The sequence below is a fragment of the Campylobacter sp. CFSAN093249 genome (genome assembly GCF_011067895.1).
GTDB classification, from domain to species: domain Bacteria; phylum Campylobacterota; class Campylobacteria; order Campylobacterales; family Campylobacteraceae; genus Campylobacter_D; species Campylobacter_D jejuni.
In genome coordinates, this window is the sequence record NZ_JAAMWM010000005.1 from 148,532 (window position 1) to 171,034 (window position 22,503).

At 28.2% G+C, this 22,503-nt stretch carries 21 protein-coding genes and 2 pseudogenes; 14 read left to right on the top strand and 9 right to left on the bottom strand.

Going from position 1 to position 22,503, the window contains the following annotated elements; all coding sequences use genetic code 11:
• The first annotated feature begins 5 nt into the window (after nt 1-5).
• From FBF10_RS04580 to FBF10_RS04600, 5 genes are all read left to right on the top strand, one after another.
• The gene (locus FBF10_RS04580; RefSeq protein ID WP_002831611.1) at nt 6-269 is read left to right on the top strand and encodes a zf-TFIIB domain-containing protein; all 264 of its coding nucleotides are present in this window, start codon (nt 6-8) and stop codon (nt 267-269) included.
• Between the two features lie 74 nt (nt 270-343).
• Nucleotides 344-1,294: a CDF family cation-efflux transporter CzcD gene (czcD, locus tag FBF10_RS04585; protein WP_002873526.1), complete on the top strand. Its 951-nt coding sequence runs from the start codon at nt 344-346 to the stop codon at nt 1,292-1,294.
• Entirely contained in the window at nt 1,284-1,478 is a 195-nt protein-coding gene (locus tag FBF10_RS04590) for a hypothetical protein (RefSeq protein WP_002859258.1), read from the top strand. Before czcD ends, FBF10_RS04590 begins: the two co-directional genes overlap by 11 nt.
• Entirely contained in the window at nt 1,478-3,577 is a 2,100-nt protein-coding gene (gene copA, locus FBF10_RS04595; RefSeq protein ID WP_057035035.1) for a copper-translocating P-type ATPase CopA, read from the top strand. Before FBF10_RS04590 ends, copA begins: the two co-directional genes overlap by 1 nt.
• Before the next feature lie 71 nt (nt 3,578-3,648).
• Nucleotides 3,649-4,170, top strand: coding sequence for a DUF2165 family protein (locus FBF10_RS04600; protein ID WP_002853472.1), 522 nt, complete (start codon nt 3,649-3,651; stop codon nt 4,168-4,170).
• On the opposite strand, the gene FBF10_RS04605 is transcribed toward FBF10_RS04600, so the two are convergent.
• Entirely contained in the window at nt 4,167-5,696 is a 1,530-nt protein-coding gene (locus FBF10_RS04605) for a DNA polymerase III subunit gamma/tau (protein WP_044258566.1), read from the bottom strand. The two genes, FBF10_RS04600 and FBF10_RS04605, sit on opposite strands and share 4 nt — an antisense overlap.
• Nucleotides 5,697-5,699: 3 nt before the next feature.
• Nucleotides 5,700-6,998: a transcription termination factor Rho gene (rho, locus tag FBF10_RS04610; RefSeq protein ID WP_002852852.1), complete on the bottom strand. Its 1,299-nt coding sequence runs from the start codon at nt 6,996-6,998 to the stop codon at nt 5,700-5,702.
• Between the two features lie 108 nt (nt 6,999-7,106).
• Here rho and FBF10_RS04615 point away from each other — a divergent pair, with 108 nt between their 5' ends.
• The gene (locus tag FBF10_RS04615) at nt 7,107-9,464 is read left to right on the top strand and encodes a heavy metal translocating P-type ATPase (protein ID WP_079268904.1); all 2,358 of its coding nucleotides are present in this window, start codon (nt 7,107-7,109) and stop codon (nt 9,462-9,464) included.
• Entirely contained in the window at nt 9,461-9,667 is a 207-nt protein-coding gene (ccoS, locus tag FBF10_RS04620; RefSeq protein ID WP_002852798.1) for a cbb3-type cytochrome oxidase assembly protein CcoS, read from the top strand. Before FBF10_RS04615 ends, ccoS begins: the two co-directional genes overlap by 4 nt.
• A 22-nt stretch (nt 9,668-9,689) precedes the next feature.
• On the opposite strand, the gene FBF10_RS04625 is transcribed toward ccoS, so the two are convergent.
• Complete coding sequence (locus FBF10_RS04625) at nt 9,690-9,992, bottom strand: cytochrome c (protein ID WP_002852762.1); 303 nt, start codon at nt 9,990-9,992, stop codon at nt 9,690-9,692.
• Between the two features lie 80 nt (nt 9,993-10,072).
• Here FBF10_RS04625 and gmhB point away from each other — a divergent pair.
• From gmhB to gmhA, 4 genes and pseudogenes are all read left to right on the top strand, one after another.
• Nucleotides 10,073-10,634, top strand: a pseudogene (gmhB, locus tag FBF10_RS04630) (D-glycero-alpha-D-manno-heptose-1,7-bisphosphate 7-phosphatase).
• On the top strand, nt 10,635-11,588 hold the full coding sequence (gene rfaD / locus FBF10_RS04635; RefSeq protein WP_002867398.1) for an ADP-glyceromanno-heptose 6-epimerase: 954 nt from the start codon (nt 10,635-10,637) through the stop codon (nt 11,586-11,588).
• Nucleotides 11,581-12,966 (top strand): D-glycero-beta-D-manno-heptose-7-phosphate kinase, encoded by a 1,386-nt coding sequence (rfaE1, locus tag FBF10_RS04640; protein ID WP_002867399.1) that lies wholly within the window; start codon nt 11,581-11,583, stop codon nt 12,964-12,966. Before rfaD ends, rfaE1 begins: the two co-directional genes overlap by 8 nt.
• A complete protein-coding gene (gmhA, locus tag FBF10_RS04645; RefSeq protein ID WP_002869619.1) occupies nt 12,963-13,523 on the top strand; it encodes a D-sedoheptulose 7-phosphate isomerase in 561 nt (186 codons plus the stop codon). The genes rfaE1 and gmhA overlap by 4 nt, the downstream gene beginning before the upstream one ends.
• Here the strand turns inward: gmhA and waaF are convergent.
• Entirely contained in the window at nt 13,504-14,463 is a 960-nt protein-coding gene (waaF, locus tag FBF10_RS04650; RefSeq protein ID WP_002869618.1) for a lipopolysaccharide heptosyltransferase II, read from the bottom strand. The two genes, gmhA and waaF, sit on opposite strands and share 20 nt — an antisense overlap.
• 58 nt (nt 14,464-14,521) lie before the next feature.
• Here waaF and FBF10_RS04655 point away from each other — a divergent pair, with 58 nt between their 5' ends.
• A complete protein-coding gene (locus FBF10_RS04655; protein WP_002869617.1) occupies nt 14,522-15,340 on the top strand; it encodes a glycosyltransferase family 2 protein in 819 nt (272 codons plus the stop codon).
• Nucleotides 15,341-15,342: 2 nt separating this feature from the next.
• On the opposite strand, the gene yibB is transcribed toward FBF10_RS04655, so the two are convergent.
• Genes yibB through FBF10_RS04670 form a run of 3 tightly spaced genes read right to left on the bottom strand, consistent with a single transcriptional unit; the run spans nt 15,343 to nt 18,021 of the window.
• The gene (gene yibB / locus FBF10_RS04660; RefSeq protein WP_002869615.1) at nt 15,343-16,302 is read right to left on the bottom strand and encodes a protein YibB; all 960 of its coding nucleotides are present in this window, start codon (nt 16,300-16,302) and stop codon (nt 15,343-15,345) included.
• Entirely contained in the window at nt 16,299-17,255 is a 957-nt protein-coding gene (wlaTB, locus tag FBF10_RS04665) for a class E lipooligosaccharide biosynthesis protein WlaTB (protein ID WP_002869613.1), read from the bottom strand. Before wlaTB ends, yibB begins: the two co-directional genes overlap by 4 nt.
• On the bottom strand, nt 17,248-18,021 hold the full coding sequence (locus FBF10_RS04670; RefSeq protein WP_002869611.1) for a glycosyltransferase family 25 protein: 774 nt from the start codon (nt 18,019-18,021) through the stop codon (nt 17,248-17,250). Before FBF10_RS04670 ends, wlaTB begins: the two co-directional genes overlap by 8 nt.
• Nucleotides 18,022-18,091: 70 nt before the next feature.
• Between FBF10_RS04670 and FBF10_RS08950 the strand changes: the two are divergent.
• Together FBF10_RS08950 and FBF10_RS04680 are read left to right on the top strand one after the other, a co-directional pair.
• Nucleotides 18,092-19,115 (top strand): annotated as a pseudogene (locus FBF10_RS08950) (hypothetical protein).
• A complete protein-coding gene (locus FBF10_RS04680; protein ID WP_002869603.1) occupies nt 19,112-20,371 on the top strand; it encodes a DUF2972 domain-containing protein in 1,260 nt (419 codons plus the stop codon). Before FBF10_RS08950 ends, FBF10_RS04680 begins: the two are co-directional and overlap by 4 nt.
• A 26-nt stretch (nt 20,372-20,397) precedes the next feature.
• On the opposite strand, the gene wlaRG is transcribed toward FBF10_RS04680, so the two are convergent.
• Both wlaRG and FBF10_RS04690 read right to left on the bottom strand, forming a co-directional pair.
• Nucleotides 20,398-21,483: a class E lipooligosaccharide biosynthesis aminotransferase WlaRG gene (gene wlaRG / locus FBF10_RS04685; protein ID WP_025998025.1), complete on the bottom strand. Its 1,086-nt coding sequence runs from the start codon at nt 21,481-21,483 to the stop codon at nt 20,398-20,400.
• Nucleotides 21,449-22,501 carry a glycosyltransferase family 2 protein gene (locus FBF10_RS04690; protein ID WP_002869601.1) on the bottom strand — a complete coding sequence of 351 codons (1,053 nt, stop codon included), beginning with the start codon at nt 22,499-22,501 and terminating at the stop codon, nt 21,449-21,451. Before FBF10_RS04690 ends, wlaRG begins: the two co-directional genes overlap by 35 nt.
• Nucleotides 22,502-22,503: the final 2 nt, after the last annotated feature.

Below are 22,503 nucleotides of genomic sequence, written 5' to 3' on the forward strand. Positions count from 1 at the left end.
ATTGTATGTTATGTCCAGTTTGTAATGTAGATTTGGTTATGAGTGATAGGAGTGGAGTTGAGATTGATTATTGTCCAAAGTGTCGTGGCGTTTGGCTTGATCGTGGAGAACTTGACAAAATCATAGAACGCAGTGTCCCTAATACAGCAAATTTTAACCAAGCTCCAAGACAAGAGTCAAGATATAATGACTCAGCTTATCATCAGCACAATGATTACTATAAAAAGAAAAAGAAAGAAAGTTGGCTAGGCGAGCTTTTTGACTTTTAATTTTTATAAAAATAACAAATATTTATATCCTTTTTAGCTTAATATCTTAAAATGTCAAGCAAAAAGGATATAAGATGTATAAATTTTTATCACACGAGCCTTTAGCTAACAAGTCTTGTCATCATAATCACGAAGAACATTCTCATGAACATCATCATTCCCATGCTGATGCAAGGAGTATGGATAAAAAGATTTTAAAAATTTCTCTTTTAATGACTTTTTCTATGATGCTTGTGCAATTTATTTATTCAATCCTTTCAAATTCTTTGGCACTTTTAAGCGATACTTTGCATATGTTTTCTGATGTTTTTGCCTTAGCTCTTAGTTTTTTAGCCATTATAGCCGTAGAAAAATGGCAAGATCATCAAAAGACCTTTGGGTATTTTCGTCTTGAAGTTTTAGTGGCTTTTATCAATGCTTTAACCATTATTTTATCGGCTTTATTTATCATTTATGAGGCTATAGAAAAATTTATCAATCCAAAAGAAATTGACGCTAAAACCATGATAATTGTAGCTATTTTGGGCTTTTTGGTAAATGGGATTAATGCTTTGATGATGTTTAAGGGTGCAAATTTAGAAAATGTCAATATGAAGTCCGCTTTTTTGCATATGATGAGCGATTTATTGGGTTCTTTAGCGGTTATTATAGGTGGGATCGTGGTGTATTTTAGCGGTATTGTTTATATAGATACGATTTTAGCTATTGTATTATCAATCTTGCTTTTAAGATGGGCGATTATCTTGCTTAAACAAAGCGCTAATGTCTTGCTTGAAAGTTCTCCTGTGGATATAGAAAAAGTAAGACAAGTTTTGCTTTTAAATCCTAGTGTGGATGAGGTAGTGGATTTGCATATTACTCAAATCACTAATAAAATGCTAGTAGCCTCTATGCATTTAAAAGTAAGAGTTTGCAATCTAAAGGAATTTGAAAAACTATCTCAGGATTTATCCCATAAGTTATTGCATGAATTTGAAATCGGGCACATTACTATACAACCTATAAGGAGTGAAAATGAAATTTAAAGTAAAAAATGTTAATTGCATGAATTGCGTAAATTTGATCAAAAATTCTCTTGAATATGAATTTGGAAATATAGAAGTGGATTTGGAGCAAAAAATTTTAAGTTTAAATTTAGAAGAAAATCAAGTATCAAATTTTACAAAAGAATTTCAAGATTTAGGTTTTGAGATCGTAGAGCGTTTATAATGGAAGAATTGCGTATAAAAATAGGCAAAATGACTTGCGTTAATTGTTCTAATGCTATAGAAAAAGCTTGTAAAAAAATTGATGGTGTTAAAGATGCTAGCGTTTCTTATGTGAATTCTAGCGGGGTTTTTTTACTTGAAGATCAAGAAAAACATAAAGATATCATCGCAAAAATTAAAAATTTAGGCTTTGAAATTTTAGAAGATGAACAAAGCTTGAACGCATACAAGGCAAAAAAACACTTAGAATTAAGAAAAAATTTGCTCTTAAGTATAGTTTTGAGTGTGATTATTATGTATTTTGAAATGTTTGTTAGAAGTTCTTTTTCGCAAAATATTCAAATGGCTTTGAGTTTTTTTGGGATATTTTATTGTGGGAGAGACTTTTTTTCTCATGCTTTTTTGGGACTTAAAAGCAAAAATTTAGATATGAATACCCTTGTAGCTTTAGGGACTTTGAGTGCTTTTGTGTATTCTTTTTTTGTGTATTTGCAAATTTTTAAAGAAGAAGATTTGTATTTTAGCGGTGCAATGATGATTATTTCTTTTGTGCTTTTAGGAAAATATCTTGAAAGTAAGGCCAAATTTAAAGCACAAGATTATCAAAGAATTTTAGAAAATATAGACACAAAAAAGACAAAAATTTTGCTTGAAGATGAAAGTATCAAAGAAATTCCAAGTTCTTTTGTCAAAAGTGGTGATGTGCTTTTGGTAAAAGAAGGAGAAAGCATTGTCGCAGATGGAGTGGTGCTTTTAGGAAGTGCAGAGCTTGATATGAGTTTTTTAAATGGGGAGTTTTTACCTGTTTTAAAAAAAGAAGGCGATGAAGTTCAAGCAGGAGGAGTGGTTTTAAATGGTGCTTTAAGGATCAAAGCAAACAAAAAGGCTATGGATAGTACTTTAGAACAAATCAAAAATCTAGTTTTTGAAGCAGGAAATATCAAAAGTCCTTTGGCAAATTTAGCAGATCAAATTTCTAAATACTTTGTAGGGGGTATAATATTTTTTGCTTTTTTAGTTTTTGTTTTTTGGGCGGCAAAAACAGATTTAAATACGGCTTTTTTACACGCTTGTGCTGTGCTTTTGATCTCTTGTCCTTGTGCTTTAGGGCTTGCAACACCTATAGCTTTGGTTGTGGCAAGCACAAATGCGGCAAAAAATTTCATTCTTATTAAAAATCCTGCTGCTTTAGAAAAATTAGCCTTAGTTAAGTATGCTTTTTTTGATAAAACGGGTACATTAACAAAGGAAAAATTGAGTGTTTTTAAACACAATCTTTCTAAAGATGATTTTGATAAATTATGTCAAATTGAAAGTTTAAGCTCTCATCCTATAGCTAAGGCTTTACATAAAGATCAAATTTGTGATTTAAAGGGTGAGGGAAGAGTGATTGTGGGTTCTGGCATAAAATACAAAGAAGATAATGATAATTATCTTGCAGGCAGTGCGCAGTTTTTGTACGAAAATGAAATTGATACAAAAGAAAGTGATATCTTTTTTGACTCTTTTAAAGAATATGTTAGGGTGTATTTTGCTAAGAATAAAAAGTGTTTAGGCGGTGTTTTGTTAAGCAATGCTTTAAAAGATGGAACCAAAGAGCTTGTGTTAAATTTAAAAAAGCAAAATCTTAAAACTTTTATTTTAAGCGGCGATCATGTAAAAAATGTAGAAAAAATAGCCAAAGAATTACAAATAGACGAATTTTATGCTCAACTTAAGAGTGAAGAAAAACTACAAATCATTCAAAAATTTAAAAAAACTCTTTTTGTAGGAGATGGGATCAATGATGCGGCGGCTTTATCTGCTGCAAGTGTGAGTATGAGTTTTTCAAAGGCAAATGAGCTTGCTAAAAAAACAGGAGATTTTATCTTGATAAAAGATGATTTATCAGCGATTTTTAAATGTTTTAAACTTGCTAAAAAAACACGCAGTATTATTAAGCTAAATCTTTTTTGGGCTTTTATTTATAATGTGCTTTGCATTCCTATCGCGGCAGGATTTGTACCTTTTATCACTTTAAGTCCTCATATAGCAGCACTTGCAATGTGTTTTAGTTCTATTACTGTAGTGCTTAATTCTTTAAGACTTAAAAGAATTTAAAAATTTAATTTTTATTAATAATATATTATATATAATTAATATTACTAAAATATATTATTAAAAGAGTATAAATGCAACAAAAATGTTTTTGCATAAGCAAAATGATTAGATTTTCAAAAATTATTATTTTGCTTACCGTTGCATCGTTAGCAGGTATAGTGGTTTTTGGAAATGTGACAGATTACAATTCTAATTTCCAATTTGTTTCGCATGTGATGAGTATGGATACAAAGCCTGATTATTTGGGTAATGCTATAGTTTATAGGGCTATTACTTCTCCTGTGATTCATCATATAGGCTATATAGCAATTATTCTTTTTGAAACTTTTATTACCTTAACAGCTCTAAAAGGTGCTTATGATATGTTTAAAGCTAGAAATTTAGATGCCCAAAGCTTTCATAATGCTAAGATTTTTGGGATTATTTCTTTAACTTGTTGTTGTATTTTATGGTTTTTTGCCTTCCAAGTAGTTGCTGCAGAATGGTTTGGAATGTGGATGAGCAAGGTTTGGAACGGTTTACCTGATGCTACAAGATTGGTAACTTATATGTTTTTAGCTTTGATTTTCATCTCTCTTAAAAATGATGATTAATTTTCTATACTAGGCTCTCCAAAACAATCTTTAAGAGCCTCTTTAAGATCTTCTTGTAGGTCAAATTTTTTGGCCCCTTCTTTAAGCATATTAATAGAACTTTGAATATCTATGTTTTTATTTTCATTGTTTGGTAATTCTTGAGTTAAGGATTGAAGCTTATTTTCATCAATTGTTAGTGCTTTTTGCACATTAATTTTAGCATTTTCTCCAAATTTAGCTTTAAAAAGTTCTTGTATGAGTTTAAAACCTTTATTGAGCGTATCGCGATTTTGTCCTTGTGCATTTGAGCTTATATTTAAAGTATTGTTTTCAAAACTAATAAATTTCGTGCTTTGTTTAAAGCATTCTGCAAGATCAAAATCCCTATCATAAATACTATCAAGCAAGATTTCATAAGCATTTTTTTCTATTTTTTTCTCAAGATGAGGTATGATAGGAGAAGGTGTGATCCTAGGTGTAATATTTGTTATATTTTCTTGTTTGATTTCTTGGATTTGTGCATCAATTTCTTTTAAATGGCTTGCTTCCATCATCATAAAAGCCATAACACAAAGCGTAAAGCCATCATCATCGCAAAGCATATTTTTAGCTTTTGATAAAATGCGGAAAAATCTTTCATAAATTAAAATAGAAAATTCCGTACTTTTTGCAAAAAAGCTTTCTTTTAAATAAAAAAGCATTTCATCAATCACGCTTGAGGCTTCATAGTCTTGTAATTCTTCTAAGTATGCAAAAACTTTTTCCTTGTCTTTTGTTAAGATAGCCTGATAAAAGGCTTTGATTTTTTGAGGATCTAAAAATCCTAGCATATCTGTAATTTTACTAATGCTGATTTCATTTTGACAAAAAATAATAGCTTGGTCAAGCAAGGTTAAAGTATCTCTTAAAGATCCATTGCCGCTTCTTGCTATAAATTTTAAAGCTTCTTCTTCAAATTTAACATTTTCTTTAAGTAAAATTTCTTTAAGATGATTTAAAATTTCACTCTGTGGAATTTGTTTAAAGCGAAAATGTTGTGTTCTTGAAAGCACAGTAGCTGGAAGTTTTAAAGGATCTGTGGTTGCAAGTATAAATTTAACATAACTTGGGGGTTCTTCTAAGGTTTTTAAAAGCGCATTTGCAGCCTGTGGGGTAAGCATATGTACTTCATCAATGATGAAAATTTTAAATCTTGCCATAGAAGGGGTGTATTTGGTTTGTTCGATTAAGGCTTGTATATCTTCAAGCCCACGGTTGCTTGCAGCATCCATTTCTATAATGTCTATATGTTTGCCTTCAAGTGCTGCAAGACAATGTTTGCAAGTGCCACATGGAGTATCACTTGGTCCTTGTTCGCAAACTAAAGCACGAGAAAAAATTCTAGCACTTGAAGTTTTTCCACTTCCTCTAAGTCCTGAAAAAAGATAAGCATGAGCTAAGCGATTATGATTTAGGGCGTATTTTAAACTTACGCTAACTGTCTTTTGTCCTATGAGTTCATCAAAGGTTTTTGGTCTGTATTTAATCGCTAAAGCTTGAAGCATTTTCTACTCGTTCATTATAGATAAAAGTTCTACATTGTCTTTGGTTTTAAGCATTTTAGAATATAAAAATTTCAACGCTTCAACATCATCCATTTGAGAAATCGCTGAACGGATCGCCCAAATTTTTTGAAGATTTGCTACGCCTTGGAGTAATTCTTCTTTTCTTGTTCCTGATTTGATGATATTAATCGCAGGATAAATTCTTCTATCGGCGATATTTCTATCAAGAACTATTTCGCTATTTCCTGTGCCTTTAAATTCTTCAAAAATCACATCATCCATTCTTGAACCTGTATCAATTAAAGCTGTAGCAACTATAGTTAAAGAGCCTCCATTTTCTATATTTCTAGCTGCACCAAAGAAGCGTTTTGGTTTGTGTAGGGCATTAGCATCCACCCCGCCGCTTAGGACTTTTCCGCTGCTTGGAGTTGCGGTGTTATAAGCACGTGCCAGTCTTGTGATACTATCAAGCAAGATGATAACATCTTTGCCTGTTTCCACCATTCTTTTGGCTTTTTCTATCACGAGTTCAGCTACACGCACATGATTATAAGCAGGTAAATCAAAAGTAGAACTAAAAACTTCGCCTTTTACACATCTTTGCATATCGGTAACTTCTTCAGGCCTTTCATCGACTAAAAGTACGATTAAATGCATTTCTGGGTGGTTTTTTGCAATAGCAGTAGCAAGTTCTTTCATAAGCTCTGTTTTACCTGTGCGTGGTGGAGCAACGATAAGCCCGCGTTGTCCTTTTCCTATAGGAGTAAAAAGATCCAAAACACGACCTGTAAGCTTCATTGCATCGTATTCGAGTTTGATTTTTTCTGTTGGAAAAATAGGGGTTAAGTTATCAAACAAAGGTCTTTCTTTGGCTTCTTGTAAAGGCAGATAATTGATCGCTTCGATTTTTAAAAGAGCGTAGTATTTTTCTTGATCTTTTGGTTCTCTAACTTGTCCTGTAACGATATCGCCTACACGCAGAGCAAATTTTTTAATTTGTGAATTTGAAACATAAGCGTCATTAACACTATCGCTAAGATTAGAGTCCATACCTCTTAAAAAGCCATAACCTTCGGAAGAAATTTCTAAAATCCCTGTAAAAAGTATAAAACCGCCTTTTTTTGTTTGTGCTTTTAAAATTTCAAAAATAAGTTCTTGGCGGCGAAATTCTCTTGGGTTTTCGATTTCACATTCATTGGCGATTTTAACTAGATTTTCTAAATCTAATAATTTTAATTCTTCGATTTTATAACCTTCCACTGGAACGTGGGTTCTTTGATGTTGTTTTTTTTCTTTTTCCATAAGTCCTCGTAAGATTTAGCAGAATAATTTTTGTAAAATGTGATTTTAATAAAAAAATGCACTTTTTGTCAAATTTGTTTATAATTATAAAAAATATTTTTTTAAAGAATGATTATGAAATGTGAACATTGCAAACTTGATTATAAACAAGCCCAAATGATAGAGTATAAGGGTAAATTTTTTTGTTGTAAAGGTTGTAAGAGCGTTTGGGAAATTTTGCATGAAAGTGGATTAGATGAGTTTTATGAAAAGCTTGGAAATCAAACTTTAAGCCCTGTAAATTTTCAAAATGAAATGAAAAATTATGATGAGTTTATCACTAAAACCAAAGAAGGATTTAGTGAAATTTATCTCATGATACACGGTATAGAATGTGCAGCTTGTGTGTGGCTTAATGAGAAAATTTTAACCAAACAAGAAGGAATTTTAGAACTTGATATTAATCATTTAAACCATAAAGCACGCATTGTTTTTGATGAGCAAAGCATTTCTTTGGTGCAAATTTTAAGACTTATTGAAAGCATAGGCTATAAAGCGAGTGCTTATGATGTGAGCAAGGCTTCAAAAAAAGCGGATTTACTAAAAAGGGAATTTTATTCTAAGCTTGTTGTGGCTATAGCTTGTGTGATGAATATCATGTGGATAGCAGTGGCAAAATACGCAGGATTTTTTAGCGGTATGGATAAGGACACTAAGGATATTTTAAATTTTGCTGAATTTATCCTTTGTTCTCCTGTGCTTTTTTATACGGGATCTCATTTTTATAAAAGTGCTTTTAAAACTTTAAAAATGCATAGTTTAAATATGGATGTATTGGTGATTAGCGGAGCGAGTTTGGCTTATGTTTATTCTTTATGGGCCATGTTTTTTAGGGTAGGGGAAGTGTATTTTGACTCTGTGGCGATGATAATTTGCTTTGTTTTTATAGGTAAATATCTTGAGATGTTTAGCAAAAAGCGTGCTTTAGATACTATAGATGGGCTTAATGATTTTTTGCAAAATGAAGTTTTGGTTTTCAATGGTAAAGAATTTGTCTCTAAAGAAGTGCAAAAGGTTTGTTTGGGGGATAGAATTTTGCTTAAAACTGGAGATAAAATTTTAATCGATGGGATTTGTAAAAGTGGTGAAATGAGCGTAGATACTTCTTCTTTAAATGGAGAAAATACCCCAAAACTCATACAAAAAGAAGATGAAATTTTTTCAGCTTGTATAGTGCTTGATGGAAGTGTGGAGTATGAAGCAACAAAGCTTTACAAAGATTCAAAACTCAGTCAAATTATCCAGCTTTTAGAACTTGCAAGCTCTAAAAAAGCAAAACTTGAAAGTTTGGTTAATAGTCTTTTGGCTTATTTTTCTAGAACGGTTTTATTGATTGCTTTTATTTGTTTTGCTTTTTGGTTTTTTTATAAGGAAGAGAGTTTTGAAATTTCTTTAGTTAATGCGATTGCAGTTTTGATTATCGCTTGTCCTTGTGCTTTGGCTTTAGCAACGCCCGTGAGTAATCTTGTAGCTTTAGGTAGAGCTTTGAAAAAACATATTTTGTTTAAAAGTTCTAGCGTGATAGAAGATTTAAGCAAATGTGATTGTGTAGTGTTTGATAAAACGGGTATTTTAACCAAAATAGAGCTTGAACTTAAAGAGGTTTTTTTAGATAAAGCGCTTGATTTAAATGAGCTTTATAATTTTGTAAAACTTTCTAAACATCCTATATCTCAAAATATTGCGTCGTATTTAAAGCAAAAAGGAGCTAAGGATTTAAATTTGGATTTTAAAAAGCATTCGAGTATTCAAGCTAAAGGTTTAAGTGCTGAGTTAAATGAAGGGTTGCTTTTAGGCGGAAGTTCTAAATTTTTGCAAGAAAAGGGTGTTGTGGCTAAAGAATTTGATAATACGCATTTTATTTTTACCAAGGAAGGTAAAATTTTAGCTTTTTTTGAGTTTGATAGTGTTTTAAGAGAAGGTGCAAAAGAGCTTATCGCTTATCTTAAAAAAGAAAAGAAAGAATTAATGATACTCAGTGGCGATCATCAAAAAGCAGTGGAAAAAATCGCTAAAAAGTTAGAAATTCAAAATTATCAAGCTTCTTGTTTGCCTGAAGATAAGATGAAAACTATAGAAAATTTAAGTAAAAATTACAAAGTTTTATTTGTAGGTGATGGGGTAAATGATGCACTAGCTTTAAAATACGCAAGTGTTTCAATGACTTTAAGAGAAGGAAGTGATCTAGCTATAGAAAGTAGTGATGTTTTGCTTTTGAAAAATGACTTGCTTTCTTTAAAAAAAGCCATCAAATTATCTAAAAACACCTTTAAAATTATCAAGCAAAATCTTGCTTTTTCTTTGTTTTATAATGCTTGCACCATACCTTTGGCTTTTTTGGGTATGATAAATCCTTTATTTGCTGCTATTTCTATGTCTTTTAGTAGTATAATAGTTGTTTTAAATGCTTTAAGGATTAAAGAATGAATAGTATAATCATGATGATGATAGGAGTTTCTATCTTAGCGTTTTTTATCATTTTGGCAACTTTGCTTTGGGGGATTAAAAATAAGCAATTTGATGATGATTATAAATTTACTACTTTAAATGATGATGAGGATTCTTTGCGTGATGCTATAGAATTAGAAAGGCGTAAAAAAGAAGCTTTGGATAAAAAAAGGCTTTCTTAAAAAGGAAAGCCTTTTTTAGAAATTATTTTAAAGTTTCAATATGAGCTTCAATAGCTTTAAAATCTTCTTCAGTTAAACCTTTAAGGTTAAGTTTCATGATCGCACCTTGACCATAAGCATTTCTTTTGCCTTCTGAATATTCTTTCATGTATTGAAGTCTTTCAGCAGAAGAAAGAGTTTTTAAAGCTGGAACTTTGTTTAAGTAAACTTTGTCAGCATTTGCACCATGGCATACTGCACATTTTTTAAAAAGTGTAGCACCATCTGCAGCAAAAGCAGAAACACCAAGACATGCCAAAGCAGAAACTACTAATAATTTTTTCATTTGATTTCTCCTCAGTAAAAATTAGATTGCCAGATATTATATATCTTTATTTTTATAAAAATCTTAAGAAAATAAAGATAATGTTTATTTTCTTTTCAAAAAAGCTATATTATAATGTTTTTTATGAAAACAAAAGCATTATTTTTAGATAGAGACGGTGTGATTAATATAGATAAAAAATATGTCTATAAAATAGAAGATTTTGAATTTTGTGATGGAATTTTTGAACTTTGTAGATATTTTTTAGCTAAAAAATATTTGCTTTTTATAGCGACAAATCAATCAGGCATTGCAAGAGGATATTATAAGGAAAGTGATTTTTTTAAGCTTTGTGATTATATGCTTAAAGAATTTACTAAACAAGGTATAAAAATTGATAAAATTTATCATTGTCCGCATTTAGAAGGTTGTGAATGTCGCAAACCTAAAGCAGGAATGCTTTTAAAAGCAAAAGATGAGTTTAATTTAGATATGAAAAATTCTATTTTTATCGGAGATAATCTAAGCGATATGCAAGCAGGGTTAAATGCTAATATTGGCACTTTGGTTTTAGTAAATGAAGAAAAAAAAGAAGGCGATTTTTTTGGACAATTTAAAAATTTAAAAGAAATTTTGAGTTTTTTTAAAGAAAAGGACATTTAAATGAGAGTAGCAATCACAGGTGGTGCAGGATTTATAGGTTCGCAACTGGCTTTAAATTTGCAAGAAAAACATGAAATTTTAATCATTGATAAAATGCGTAGCAGTGCGACTTTTGAAAATGGAAATTTACAAAGTTTTGGACATTTTAAAAATTTACTTGAATTTGATGGAGAACTTTTTGCAGGTGATATTAACGATGAAAAAGTTTTAAAAAAGATTGAAGATTTTAAGCCAGAGATTATTTTTCATCAAGCAGCAATTTCAGACACTACAGTTTTTGATCAAACTAAGGTTTTACAAACCAATTTAAATACTTTTAAAGATTTTATAGAACTTAGCATAGATCTTAATGCAAAGCTTATTTATGCAAGTTCAGCTTCGGTTTATGGTGATGCAAAAAGTCCACAAACTGTAGGTAAAGATGAAGAGCCAAAAAATCCTTATGCTTTTTCAAAATTGATGATGGATAAGTTAGCGAAAAAATATTACGATAAAGCTCATTTGGTAGGACTTAGATATTTTAATGTTTATGGAAAAGGCGAATTTTATAAAAACAAAACCGCTTCTATGGTTTTGCAATTTGGCCATCAAATTTTAGCAGGAAAAAATCCACGATTGTTTGAAGGAAGTGATCAAATTTATAGAGATTTTACTTATATTAAAGATGTTATTAATGCCAATTTAATCGCCCTTGATTCAAAATGCGGGGTTTATAATGTAGGCAGTGGTAAAGCAAGAACCTTTCAAGATATAGTTGATATTTTGCAAAAAGAGTTAAAGACTGATTTGCCTTGTGAATATATCCCAAATCCTTATGTAAAATCTTATCAATTCCATACTGAAGCAAAACTAGATCAAACTTGGGATTATCAGCCAAAATTTAGTCTTGAAGAGGGGATTAAAGATTATTTAGATGAGATAAAAAGACTTTTTGAAAAGGAAGTAAATGCTTGAGTTTTTAAGCCAGCAAAAACCTAAAATTTTAATTATAGGGGATTTTATGGTGGATAATTACACTTGGTGTGATTGTTCGCGTATCAGTCCTGAAGCCCCTGTTTTGGTAGCTAAAACTCTTAAGGAAGATAAAAGATTAGGCGGGGCTGCGAATGTTTATGCAAATTTAAAAAGTTTAGGGGCTGATGTTTTTGCGCTTGGTGTTGTGGGTGATGATAAGAGTGGGAAATTTTTACAAGAAAATTTAAAAGGAGAATTTTTGATCCAAAAAGGACGCAAAACCCCTTTTAAAAATCGCATTATGGCACACAATCAGCAGGTTTTAAGACTAGATGAAGAAGACATAAGTGAGATTTTGCTTGAAAATGAGCTTATTGCTTTGTTTGATGAAAAGATTAAAGATTTTAAAGCTGTGGTTTTAAGCGATTATGCTAAGGGTATTTTAACGCCTAAGGTTTGTAAGGCTGTGATAAAAAAGGCTAAGGCTTTAAATATCCCTGTTTTAGTTGATCCTAAAGGGAGTGATTTTAGTAAATATAGCGGTGCAACCTTGCTCACGCCTAATAAAAAAGAAGCTTTAGAAGCTTTGAAATTTGAAAATTTAGAGGGTGAAAATTTAGAAAAAGGGATTAAAAAATTAAAAGAAGATTTTTCTTTGCGTTATTCTATCATCACTCTTTCAGAAGCGGGGATTGCGCTTTTTAATGAGGGTTTAAAAATCGCACCTGCTAAAGCCTTAGAAGTTTATGATGTAACAGGAGCGGGCGATAGTGTGATTGCCGTTTTGGCTTTTTGTTTGGCAAATGAAATTGAAATTTTTAAAGCTTGTGAACTTGCCAATGAAGCTGCAGCCGTTGTAGTAAGTAAAATAGGTAGTGTGAGTGTGAGTTTTGATGAGATTAGAAGTTTTAAAAGTATGAGTTTTGAGAAAAAGATCAAAAATAAAGAAGAGCTTTTAACGCTTTTAAAACAAAATGATAAAAAGATTGTTTTTACAAATGGTTGTTTTGATATCGTGCATTTTGGACATATAAAATATCTTGAGAAAGCTAAAAGATTGGGCGATGTTTTGATTGTAGGTTTGAACTCAGATGCGAGTGTGAAAAGACTCAAAGGTGAGAGTCGTCCTGTAAATTCAGAGTTTCAAAGAGCTTGTATGTTGGCAGCTTTTTATTTTGTAGATTTTGTAGTGATTTTTGATGAAGACACACCTTTAGAACTTATAAGCTTTTTAAAGCCTGATATTTTGGTTAAAGGAGCTGATTATAAAGATAAGCTTGTTGTAGGTTCAAATTTGATTTCAAGAGTTGAATTAATCGATTTTGAAGAAGGATTTAGTACGAGTAAGATTATAGAAAAGATTAAGGATAAAAAATGATAAATTTAGTAGAAAAAGAATGGCAAGAACATCAAAAAATCGTTCAAGAAAGTGAAATTTTAAAAGGACAAATCGCTAAAATAGGCGAGCTTTTATGTGAATGTCTTAAAAAAGGTGGTAAAATTTTAATTTGCGGAAATGGTGGAAGTGCAGCTGATGCACAGCATTTTGCAGCTGAACTTAGTGGGCGTTATAAAAAAGAACGCAAGGCTTTAGCAGGTATAGCGCTTACAACCGATACTTCAGCGCTTAGTGCTATAGGAAATGACTATGGTTTTGAGTTTGTTTTTTCAAGACAAGTGGAGGCTTTAGGAAATGAAAATGATGTTTTAATCGGCATTTCAACCAGTGGAAAAAGTCTCAATGTTTTAGAAGCTTTTAAAAAAGCAAAAGAACTTAATATGCTTTGTTTAGGGCTTAGTGGAAAGGGCGGTGGAATGATGAATAAGCTTTGTGATCATAATCTTGTTGTGCCAAGCGATGATACGGCTAGAATTCAAGAAATGCACATTTTAATCATACACACACTTTGTCAGATTATAGATGAGGGTTTTTAAGTAAATTTTTAGCTTCTTCTATAACCCTTTGAGGCTTTAAATCTTTCATGCATTTGTGGTGTTTTAAAGGGCAGATTTTTTGCATACAAGGCATACAAGCTAGATCTAAGTGTACTAATTTTGCGTTTTGATTTTGCCAAGGTGAAGTTTGAGTAAATTTCGTAGGGCCAAAAATAGCCACGGTTTTTACCTTATAAACCGCACTTAGGTGCATAGGACCACTGTCATTTGTTATGAAAAGATCACAAAAAGCAATATTTTGACAAAGGGTTTTGATGGTGGTTTTATTGCAAAGATTTTTTACTTTTATGTTTTGTTCTTTTAAAATTTGATAAATTTCATTACAAAGTTCTTGTTCGACTTTTCCTGCACCAAAGATTAAAATCTCATGACTTTGGTTGAAATTTAAAGCTACTTTAGCAAAATAACTCGCATCCCATCTTTTTGCACTTCCAAAGCTTGCGCCAGGGTTGAGTCCTAGAATTTTTTTGCGATTTTTTAAGACAAGAGGGTTTTGAAATTTTAGCTTAAAGGGAAGCTTTAAGTCTTTAAAATGAGCTTTTATACTAAGTGAGTTTTCTATAAAATAAAGGTATTTTAAAACTTGATGTTCTTCTTTGTGCTTGTTTTTGTCAAAAAAATATCTTTGTTTTGTTTTAAGAATATGTAAGATAATCTTAGAAGAAAACGCAGATCTAAAAGCAAAGCTAAAATCGATCTTACCAAGTTCTTTGCGTAAAGATAGAGCTTGTTTATAACGGGATAGTTTATTTTCTATGATGATTTTAGAATTAGGAAATTCTTTAAAAAGTGCTGTGGAAACCAAAGATCCATAAAGGATAAATTGAGCATTTTTAAAATGTTCTTTTATAACGTATAAAGCAGGTGAAGCCATCACCGCATCGCCTAGCCAAGTGGGAAGGTGTATAAAAATTTTCATAAATTTCCTAAACTTTGATAGAATTGTTTTTATTATTTTAACAAAATTTAGGAAAAATATGCCACAACTTTCTATCATAATCCCGCTTTTTAATTCTTGCGATTTTATCTCAAGAGCTTTACAAAGTTGTATAAATCAGACTTTAAAAGATATTGAAATTTTGATTATCGATAATAAAAGTAAAGATAATAGTTTAAATATGGTTTTAGAATTTGCCAAAAAAGATCCAAGGATAAAAATCTTTCAAAATGAAGAAAATTTAGGCACTTTTGCAAGTAGAAATTTGGGGGTTTTGCATTCTAGTTCTGATTTTATAATGTTTTTAGATAGTGATGATTTTTTAACACTCGATGCTTGTGAAATAACATTTAAAGAGATGAAAAAAGGTTTTGATTTGCTTTGTTTTGATGCCTTTGTGCATAGAGTAAAAACCAAACAATTTTATCGTTTTAAACAAGATGAAGTTTTTAATCAAAAGGAATTTTTAGATTTTTTAAGTAAACAAAGGCATTTTTGCTGGTCGGTTTGGGCGAAGTGCTTTAGAAAAGATATCATCTTAAAAAGTTTTGAGAAAATTAAAATAGATGAGCGTTTAAGTTATGGCGAAGATGTGCTTTTTTGTTATGTTTATTTTATGTTTTGTGAGAAAATAGCTGTTTTTAAAACTTGCATTTATCATTATGAATTTAATCCAAATGGAAGATATGAGAATAAAAATAAAGAAATTTTAAATCAAAATTATAAAGATAAAAAGAAAAGTAATGAAATCATAAAAAGACTATCCAAAGAGTTTTTACTTGATGAATTTCATCAGAAATTATTTGAAGTTTTGGAGAGAGAGGAAAAGAGTTTATGTATGAGAGCAAATAAGATTTAGCTTTATAATACTTTATGATTTTTATTTATAAATTTAAAATAGCAATATTTAATTAAATTTATAAATGTATTTTTTATATTTTTATTATTAAAATCTTCTTTTAATTTTTCTTTGATTATTTTATAATACTTAATTTGATTTGTATTTATTTTTAATTTTTTTGCTATATTTTGCGGTATAAAATAATATAAACAATCAAACCAAAAATAAACTCTTATAGCATTATAATTTTGTGGATAATTTCTAAAACACCATAAAAGCATTATTTGATCATCATCAATCATTCCAAGTGAGCTAAAACAATCTAAAGATTTTTTCAAATCGTCTTTAAAAATTTGCCATTTTTTATAATTTGCAAATATTAAACCACCCATTATAAAAGTTTCCATAGAAAAATAAATACTCGCTAAAGTTTGCCTGTCATCATCTTTTATAGAAAAAAAATTAATCTTATCATTATCTATACCATTTTGTTTTTCTAATAAAAAATTAAATTGTTCTTTATCTATAAAAAATTCTCCACCATGATTAAAACCAAAATCAAGCCACATTATATTCTCATTAGTCAAACCTTCTTCTATAGCATCACATACAAAAAAAGGTTTTAAATACATAAGGTAGCAATACATAGGAGAAATACATTCTATATTATTTGGATTTTTTCTATTTATACCTTGATTATAATCTTTAAAAGTATCTATTATTTTTTTATAACCTTGCTCATCAAATTCTTGTAATTCTTTGGTTATTATTATGGTTTTGTCTTCTAAATTATGTTTTTTTCTTGTATCTAAAATTTTTTCCTTTATATTTTCTTGGGTGTATATAATCATTTTATTTTTGATACCTGCTAAAAATTCAAAATAAGATAAATATTTATCATTATCTCTTTCAAAATTTTTAATATCTTTTCTACCTATATCATAAAAAGCTGTTACTATCGTAATTTCATTATCGATCATATTGTATCCTTAAATAATATTTTATCTATCATGGAATGTTTTCTAATTTTTTTAAAAATTTTTAATGAATGTATGCTTGTTTTATTTTTTATATCATTCCATAATTTATCACTATATTTATCTTTTGCATGATATTGCAAGAGATGAATATCTGTATCATTTGTTATGTATAAATTTAAATTTAAATACTTTTTCTTTAAGGTGTCAAACAATATTTGAAACATAAAATAATATACTAATTTATTCTCATATTTCCAATAATTAATCAATATATCTTGCATTATCTTCATAATCTCATTATTTTTATTTGATAATATAAAACCATTTACAATATTAACTTTAAATTTCTCATCCCAAGAAAAAAAATTATAATTAAAATTTATCCAATTTTTGTAATCTTGCGGTTTTTTTGTAGATCTATGAAAAATAAAAAAATCTTGATCTAAAATTTCTTTTTGAATTTCTCCGCTTAAAAACATACCAGCGTCTAGCCAAATTCCACCATAATTATTGAGCAAAGAAACTCTTAATAAATCAGAAAAAATAGTTATCGTTTTTTCTCCAAATTTTTTATCATCAATTTTTTGATAAATAAAATCAGGAAATATTAAATAATCTTTTATATTATCTTTATCAAGTAAAACAACTTCATAATTACCTTTATATTTTTGAACAGATTTAAAACACTTTTTTATAATGCAAGGTGCATTATCAATACCTTGATACCAAAATTGCCATATTATTTTTTTACCATTTATATTCCGTGTTTTTTTTATCTGTATGTCATCTAATTTATTTTCAAAGTATTTTTTTATATAAGCATTTTCCAAATAATTAGCTATATTCTCATGTTCTTTTTGATGTAAGATCTTACCTTTTATAATTCTTCTATGTTTATTTAAGAAAAATGCAGAATAAATAAAATACAAGCTATATAATACAAAATTATTCATATTTTCTCAATTTTTTTAAACTAGGTATAAAAAATATGATTTTATTTTTTATCTTTTTTATATATTTTGAAATTTTACTTCTTTTTCTATATCTTCTTTTATTATCATCTTGCACATAAGTTTGGGCTCCAAATATCTCATCAGTAGTTATAACAATAGGATATAAAGCATATACATTTATTATATTATCATTACTAGTACAATGATCATATGGAAATATTATTTTTTCTAAGTATTTATACATTTTTAAGGCGCCATTTTTATTGATATAATATCCATGGGTTCCATTGCCACCACCAACTAATCTTTTTGCATGATAAAAATCATCTATTTTATAATCATATCTTAAAGAAAATGGGCTTTCTATACGAAATCCATCGTCTAAATAAACTTGTCTATAATGACCAAGTAGGAATAATTCTAAATCTTTTGGAAATTTATCTTTTAAACTTAAAATATAATTTAATTTTTCATCAAAATAAGCATCATCTTCCAATATCAAACACTCATTTAAATTTAACTCAAACATTCTTTCAAAACATTTTTTATGGGATAAAGCACACCCTATCTCACCAAGACTTAAAGTTCTACCTAAATATTTTTCCGATAAAGAAAAATCACTAATATTTTTTACAAAATCACTATCCAACTCTTTTCCATCAACAGCTTGTATGATTTCATAATCTAAGTTATGCTTTAAACATAAATTCTGCATATATTCTTTTCTATCTTTGGCTATTTTTAAATTGATTATAAAAAATTTCATAAATAAAAACCTATCATAATAATTTATAAGATAAAATTATACTATAATATAAATAAAAAAGGTTATGACAATGATATATTATCCGTATTATTTAAAAAAATATTTAGCGAAGATCGCATGCTTGTTTATACCAAATAAAAATATAAGGGCAATAATTAGAGAAAAATTACTCAATCAATTTATGCAAATAAAACTTGATAATTTAAATTCGTATATTCCAAAAGATATAGTAGATAATATAGAAAAATATGATAATGAACATTTTTATAAAATAAATCACATTTAAAATCTAAACACAAAGGATTTTTTGATTTTGACGAAAAATCTAAAAATCCAACATCACCTTTAAATCCATGGGCTTATGTAAGAGTAAAAAATGAAGCATTAACTTTGAAAGCTTCGTTAAAAAGTATACTTCCGGCTATACAAAGTGGGATTATAGGATATAATGATTGCAATGATGGAAGCGAAGAGATAATCTTAGAATTTTGCAAACAGTATCCTTCTTTTATACCAGTAAAATATCCTTATGAAGTACAAATTGAAAATCCACAAAGTGAAGAAAATAAACTTTATAGTTATTATAATTATGTTGCAAGCTTTATTCCACAAGGAGAATGGCTTATAAAAATAGATGTTGATCATATGTATGATGCTAAAAGATTATACAAAAGTTTTTATATACCTAAAAAAAAGACTATGATATACTTTGTTATTCTCGAATAGATTTTTATTATAAAGATGATGATAGAGCTGAGGTATTTATAGTAAAGTATAAGAGTATCAATAATATCTTGAATAACAAGAGTAATGATCAATGGTTGATAAAAAATAATCATCTTAAATGGGCAGAAAGTATGCATGAAGATAGGTATTGTATAGAGTATTTGGATATAAAAAAGTTAAAAATTTATCAAACAGAATTTTTAAACTATCATTTTCCATATTTTAAGAGAAGCTTAGATAAAAATAAGATAGAATTAATTCCCATAGATGATTTTAGTATCAAAGAATATAAAGATATAATATCACCTGATATGGTAACTAAAGAAAAATTGCTATATTTAAAAAAATATATAAAGGAAAATCAATGAAAAAATCGAAATCCATACAAATAATCAAACAGCAAGGAATAGCTGAATTTATAAAATATAAAAAAAATAAAATATACACTAAATATGAGAAAAAATTTAATATCAATATTTTTACTCCTTATTTATTAAAATTTTGTAAACCTTTAAAAGATGATTATAAATTTATATTATTTAGCTATGGTGTAAGTGGGCATTGGGCTTTTAAAAGTTTTTTAAAATATTGCGAATTAGATGATTTTGTCTTATATCAGAATAATTATAGTTATTATAAAGAATATAAGAATTTTAATAAAAAAAATTATTATGTAGAAATAGCTTGGTATCAAAGTATGCAGCCAAAATATAAGCATATAAGTAAAATTTTAAATAAAAATAAGCCTGTTGTAATTTTGACAAGAGATCCTATATCTAGATTAAAAACAATGGTTAATCATGGTTCTTATAAGATTGAAGAACTTGGTAAAAATGAATTAAAAAATTTTTATATAAATGAAGATATATTTGAAAATTTAGATAGAATAAGATATACAGATAAAAATGGATATAATGCTAATCTTAAAAAACCTGATTTATCATCTATCTATTTTATCGTAAACGAAGAGCTAAGTTTTAGCTATTTTTCAAATATAAACTTGATTAAAAACAAAAATATATTATATGTAGACACGAAATCAATTTCAAAAGATAATGCATTTGCCACTATAAAAACTCTTGCTAAAGAGCTTAATTTTAAAGAACCAAATGATAATGATGAATATAAATTTAAGCAGAAATTTTGGAACGAATTGTATTATTTACTACCTTATAGATTTATTGTCAATAATGATATTTTGATAATAGTATCTGATGAAAATAAAGTATTTTTAGACAATGATAAGTATTATAAAGAGATAAAAGATGATTTAATTGATATAAAAAAAGAACTTGTAAATACAAAAAGCAAGTTATTTGATAAAATTTCGATTAATATAGAAAATAAAAATTGGACCATTATTAAAGATGATAAAGCTTTAATCAATGATCTTAGAGAATATTTTGAAAAATTTATGATTATTTTAGAGAAAAAAGCGAATGAAAGACTTGAAAATATGGTAAAAGAAGAAGATGTTTTAAATTATTTAAAGGAGCATCAAGATTTAGGAAAAAAAATTAAAAATATTTTGGATTATGAATTGCAACATATAAAAGAGCATAGACCAGATATTATTAATAGTTGGGAATACTATAAAAAATTTCTTGAATTTTTTAAAGAATAAGCGAATAAAATGGAGAGGGCAATCTATCAGACTTTCCATTTATTTAATATATCAGCCACTTTTTTAAAATCATTTTCTTTCATGGTTGGCGATATAGGTAATGACAAAACTTCTTGATGGATGTTTTCTGTTATGGGTAGTTGTAAATGATTTAAATCTTTATAGCATTTTTGCTTATGGGGAGGGATAGGATAGTGTATAATAGTTTGAATATCATGATTATTTAGATAGTGTTGTAATTCATCTCTAAGCTTTGTTTTGACTACAAATAGATGCCAAACATGATCAAATTTATTACTAGGTAATATAATATTTTCATTTTTTATATTTTGTAGATAAAAATTTGCTATATTTTTTCTTTTATTATTGTCTTCATCTAAATATTTTAATTTTATATCCAAAAAAGCAGCTTGTATCTCATCTAATCTAGAATTTAATCCTATATATAAATTTTCATATTTTTTATGAGAGCCATAGTTTGCTAAAGCTCTAATTTTGGATGCAAAATTATCATCATTGGTGCAAATACACCCAGCATCCCCTAAAGCACCTAAATTTTTACCAGGGTAAAAAGAAAAACCGGCAGCATCTCCCAAATTTCCAACTCGTTTATCTTTATAAATAGCGCCATGTGCTTGAGCACAATCTTCTATAATTTTTAAATTGTATTTATTAGCTAACAACTGAATTTTTTCCATATCACAAACTTGACCATAAAGATGAACAACCATGATAGCTTTAGTTTTTTTTGTGATCTTTTCTTCTATTAAATCAGGATTTATGTTGTAAGTATTGATATCAGGCTCTATTAGTATAGGTTTGCATTTATTATCAGTTATAGCTAAAATTGATGCTATGTATGTATTTGCAGGAGCTATGATTTCGTCATTTTCTTTAAAGTCATAAGCTTTTATGATCAATCTTAAAGCATCAAGCCCATTTGCAACGCCTATGCAATGTTTAACCCCACAATATTTTGCAAAATTATTTTCAAATTTTTCACATTGCTTTCCAAGTATATACCAACCACTTTCTAGAATTTCTTTAAATTTTGTTATAAATTCAGTGTTAAACCTATCATTTATTTGTTTTAAATTCAAAAAAAACATTATTTCCCTTTATTTTTTTATAGTAAAAAGTATATTTGTTTATGAATTTTATATATTTACCTTTTTCGTCTTTGCATTTATAAAATAAAAAATCAAATATACTATTGATTCTGGATAAGTGATTTTTATTTTCTAATATTTTGTTTAAGATTATGTTTTTTTCATTTTGTGAAAACAAATATTCAGTTTTATTAAATTTAATACATAATTCATAATATATACTATATCTTATTTTATTAATTTTTTTTATTAATTTTTTTTCATAATTATGCTTTTGTGCTAATTTTTCAAGATTAAACCAAGTTTTCCAAGTATCCCAATGATGAACACCTATTTTTTTTGTAATGCTTTCTTGATTAAAATTATAAACATAGAACTCAGTATCAATAAAAGCTATTTTTTTTGCTTGCAATAGGTGCTCTCGGAAACTATATTCATCCCCATTAAAGCTTTCTTCATTAAAATTTATTATTTTATCAATCGTTTTTTTATAAAACGGGAACCCTATTAATTTATTATAAATACTAAATCTAAATGCATCTCTACCTGATATTATTTTATTTGTAGCTCCTAAATAGTTTACATCGGATATATTTAGACTATTATTATATATGCCTCCTATGATTTTATAGTTATTGTTTGAAAACATAAATTTAACTGGATATAATATTATATCAACCAGATTATCTTGAAAATATTTTATACCTTTTTCTAGAAAATATTCAGTTATCATATCATCACTATCTAATATAAGCAAAAATTCTCCTTTTGCTAATTTTAAACCGTAATTTTTAACTACCGATGGAATGCCAGTGTGATTAATAGAATAAGCTTTGAGCCTAGAATTATTTATTGATAAATTTTTTAATATTTTTAATGTATTATCTGTTGATCCATCATCAACACATATAATCTCATAATTTATATATGTTTGATTAATTATAGAATTTATACAATTTTCTATAAAATTTTCAGCATTATAGCAAGGTATTATTATTGAAACTAGAGGATTTTTTTCCATTT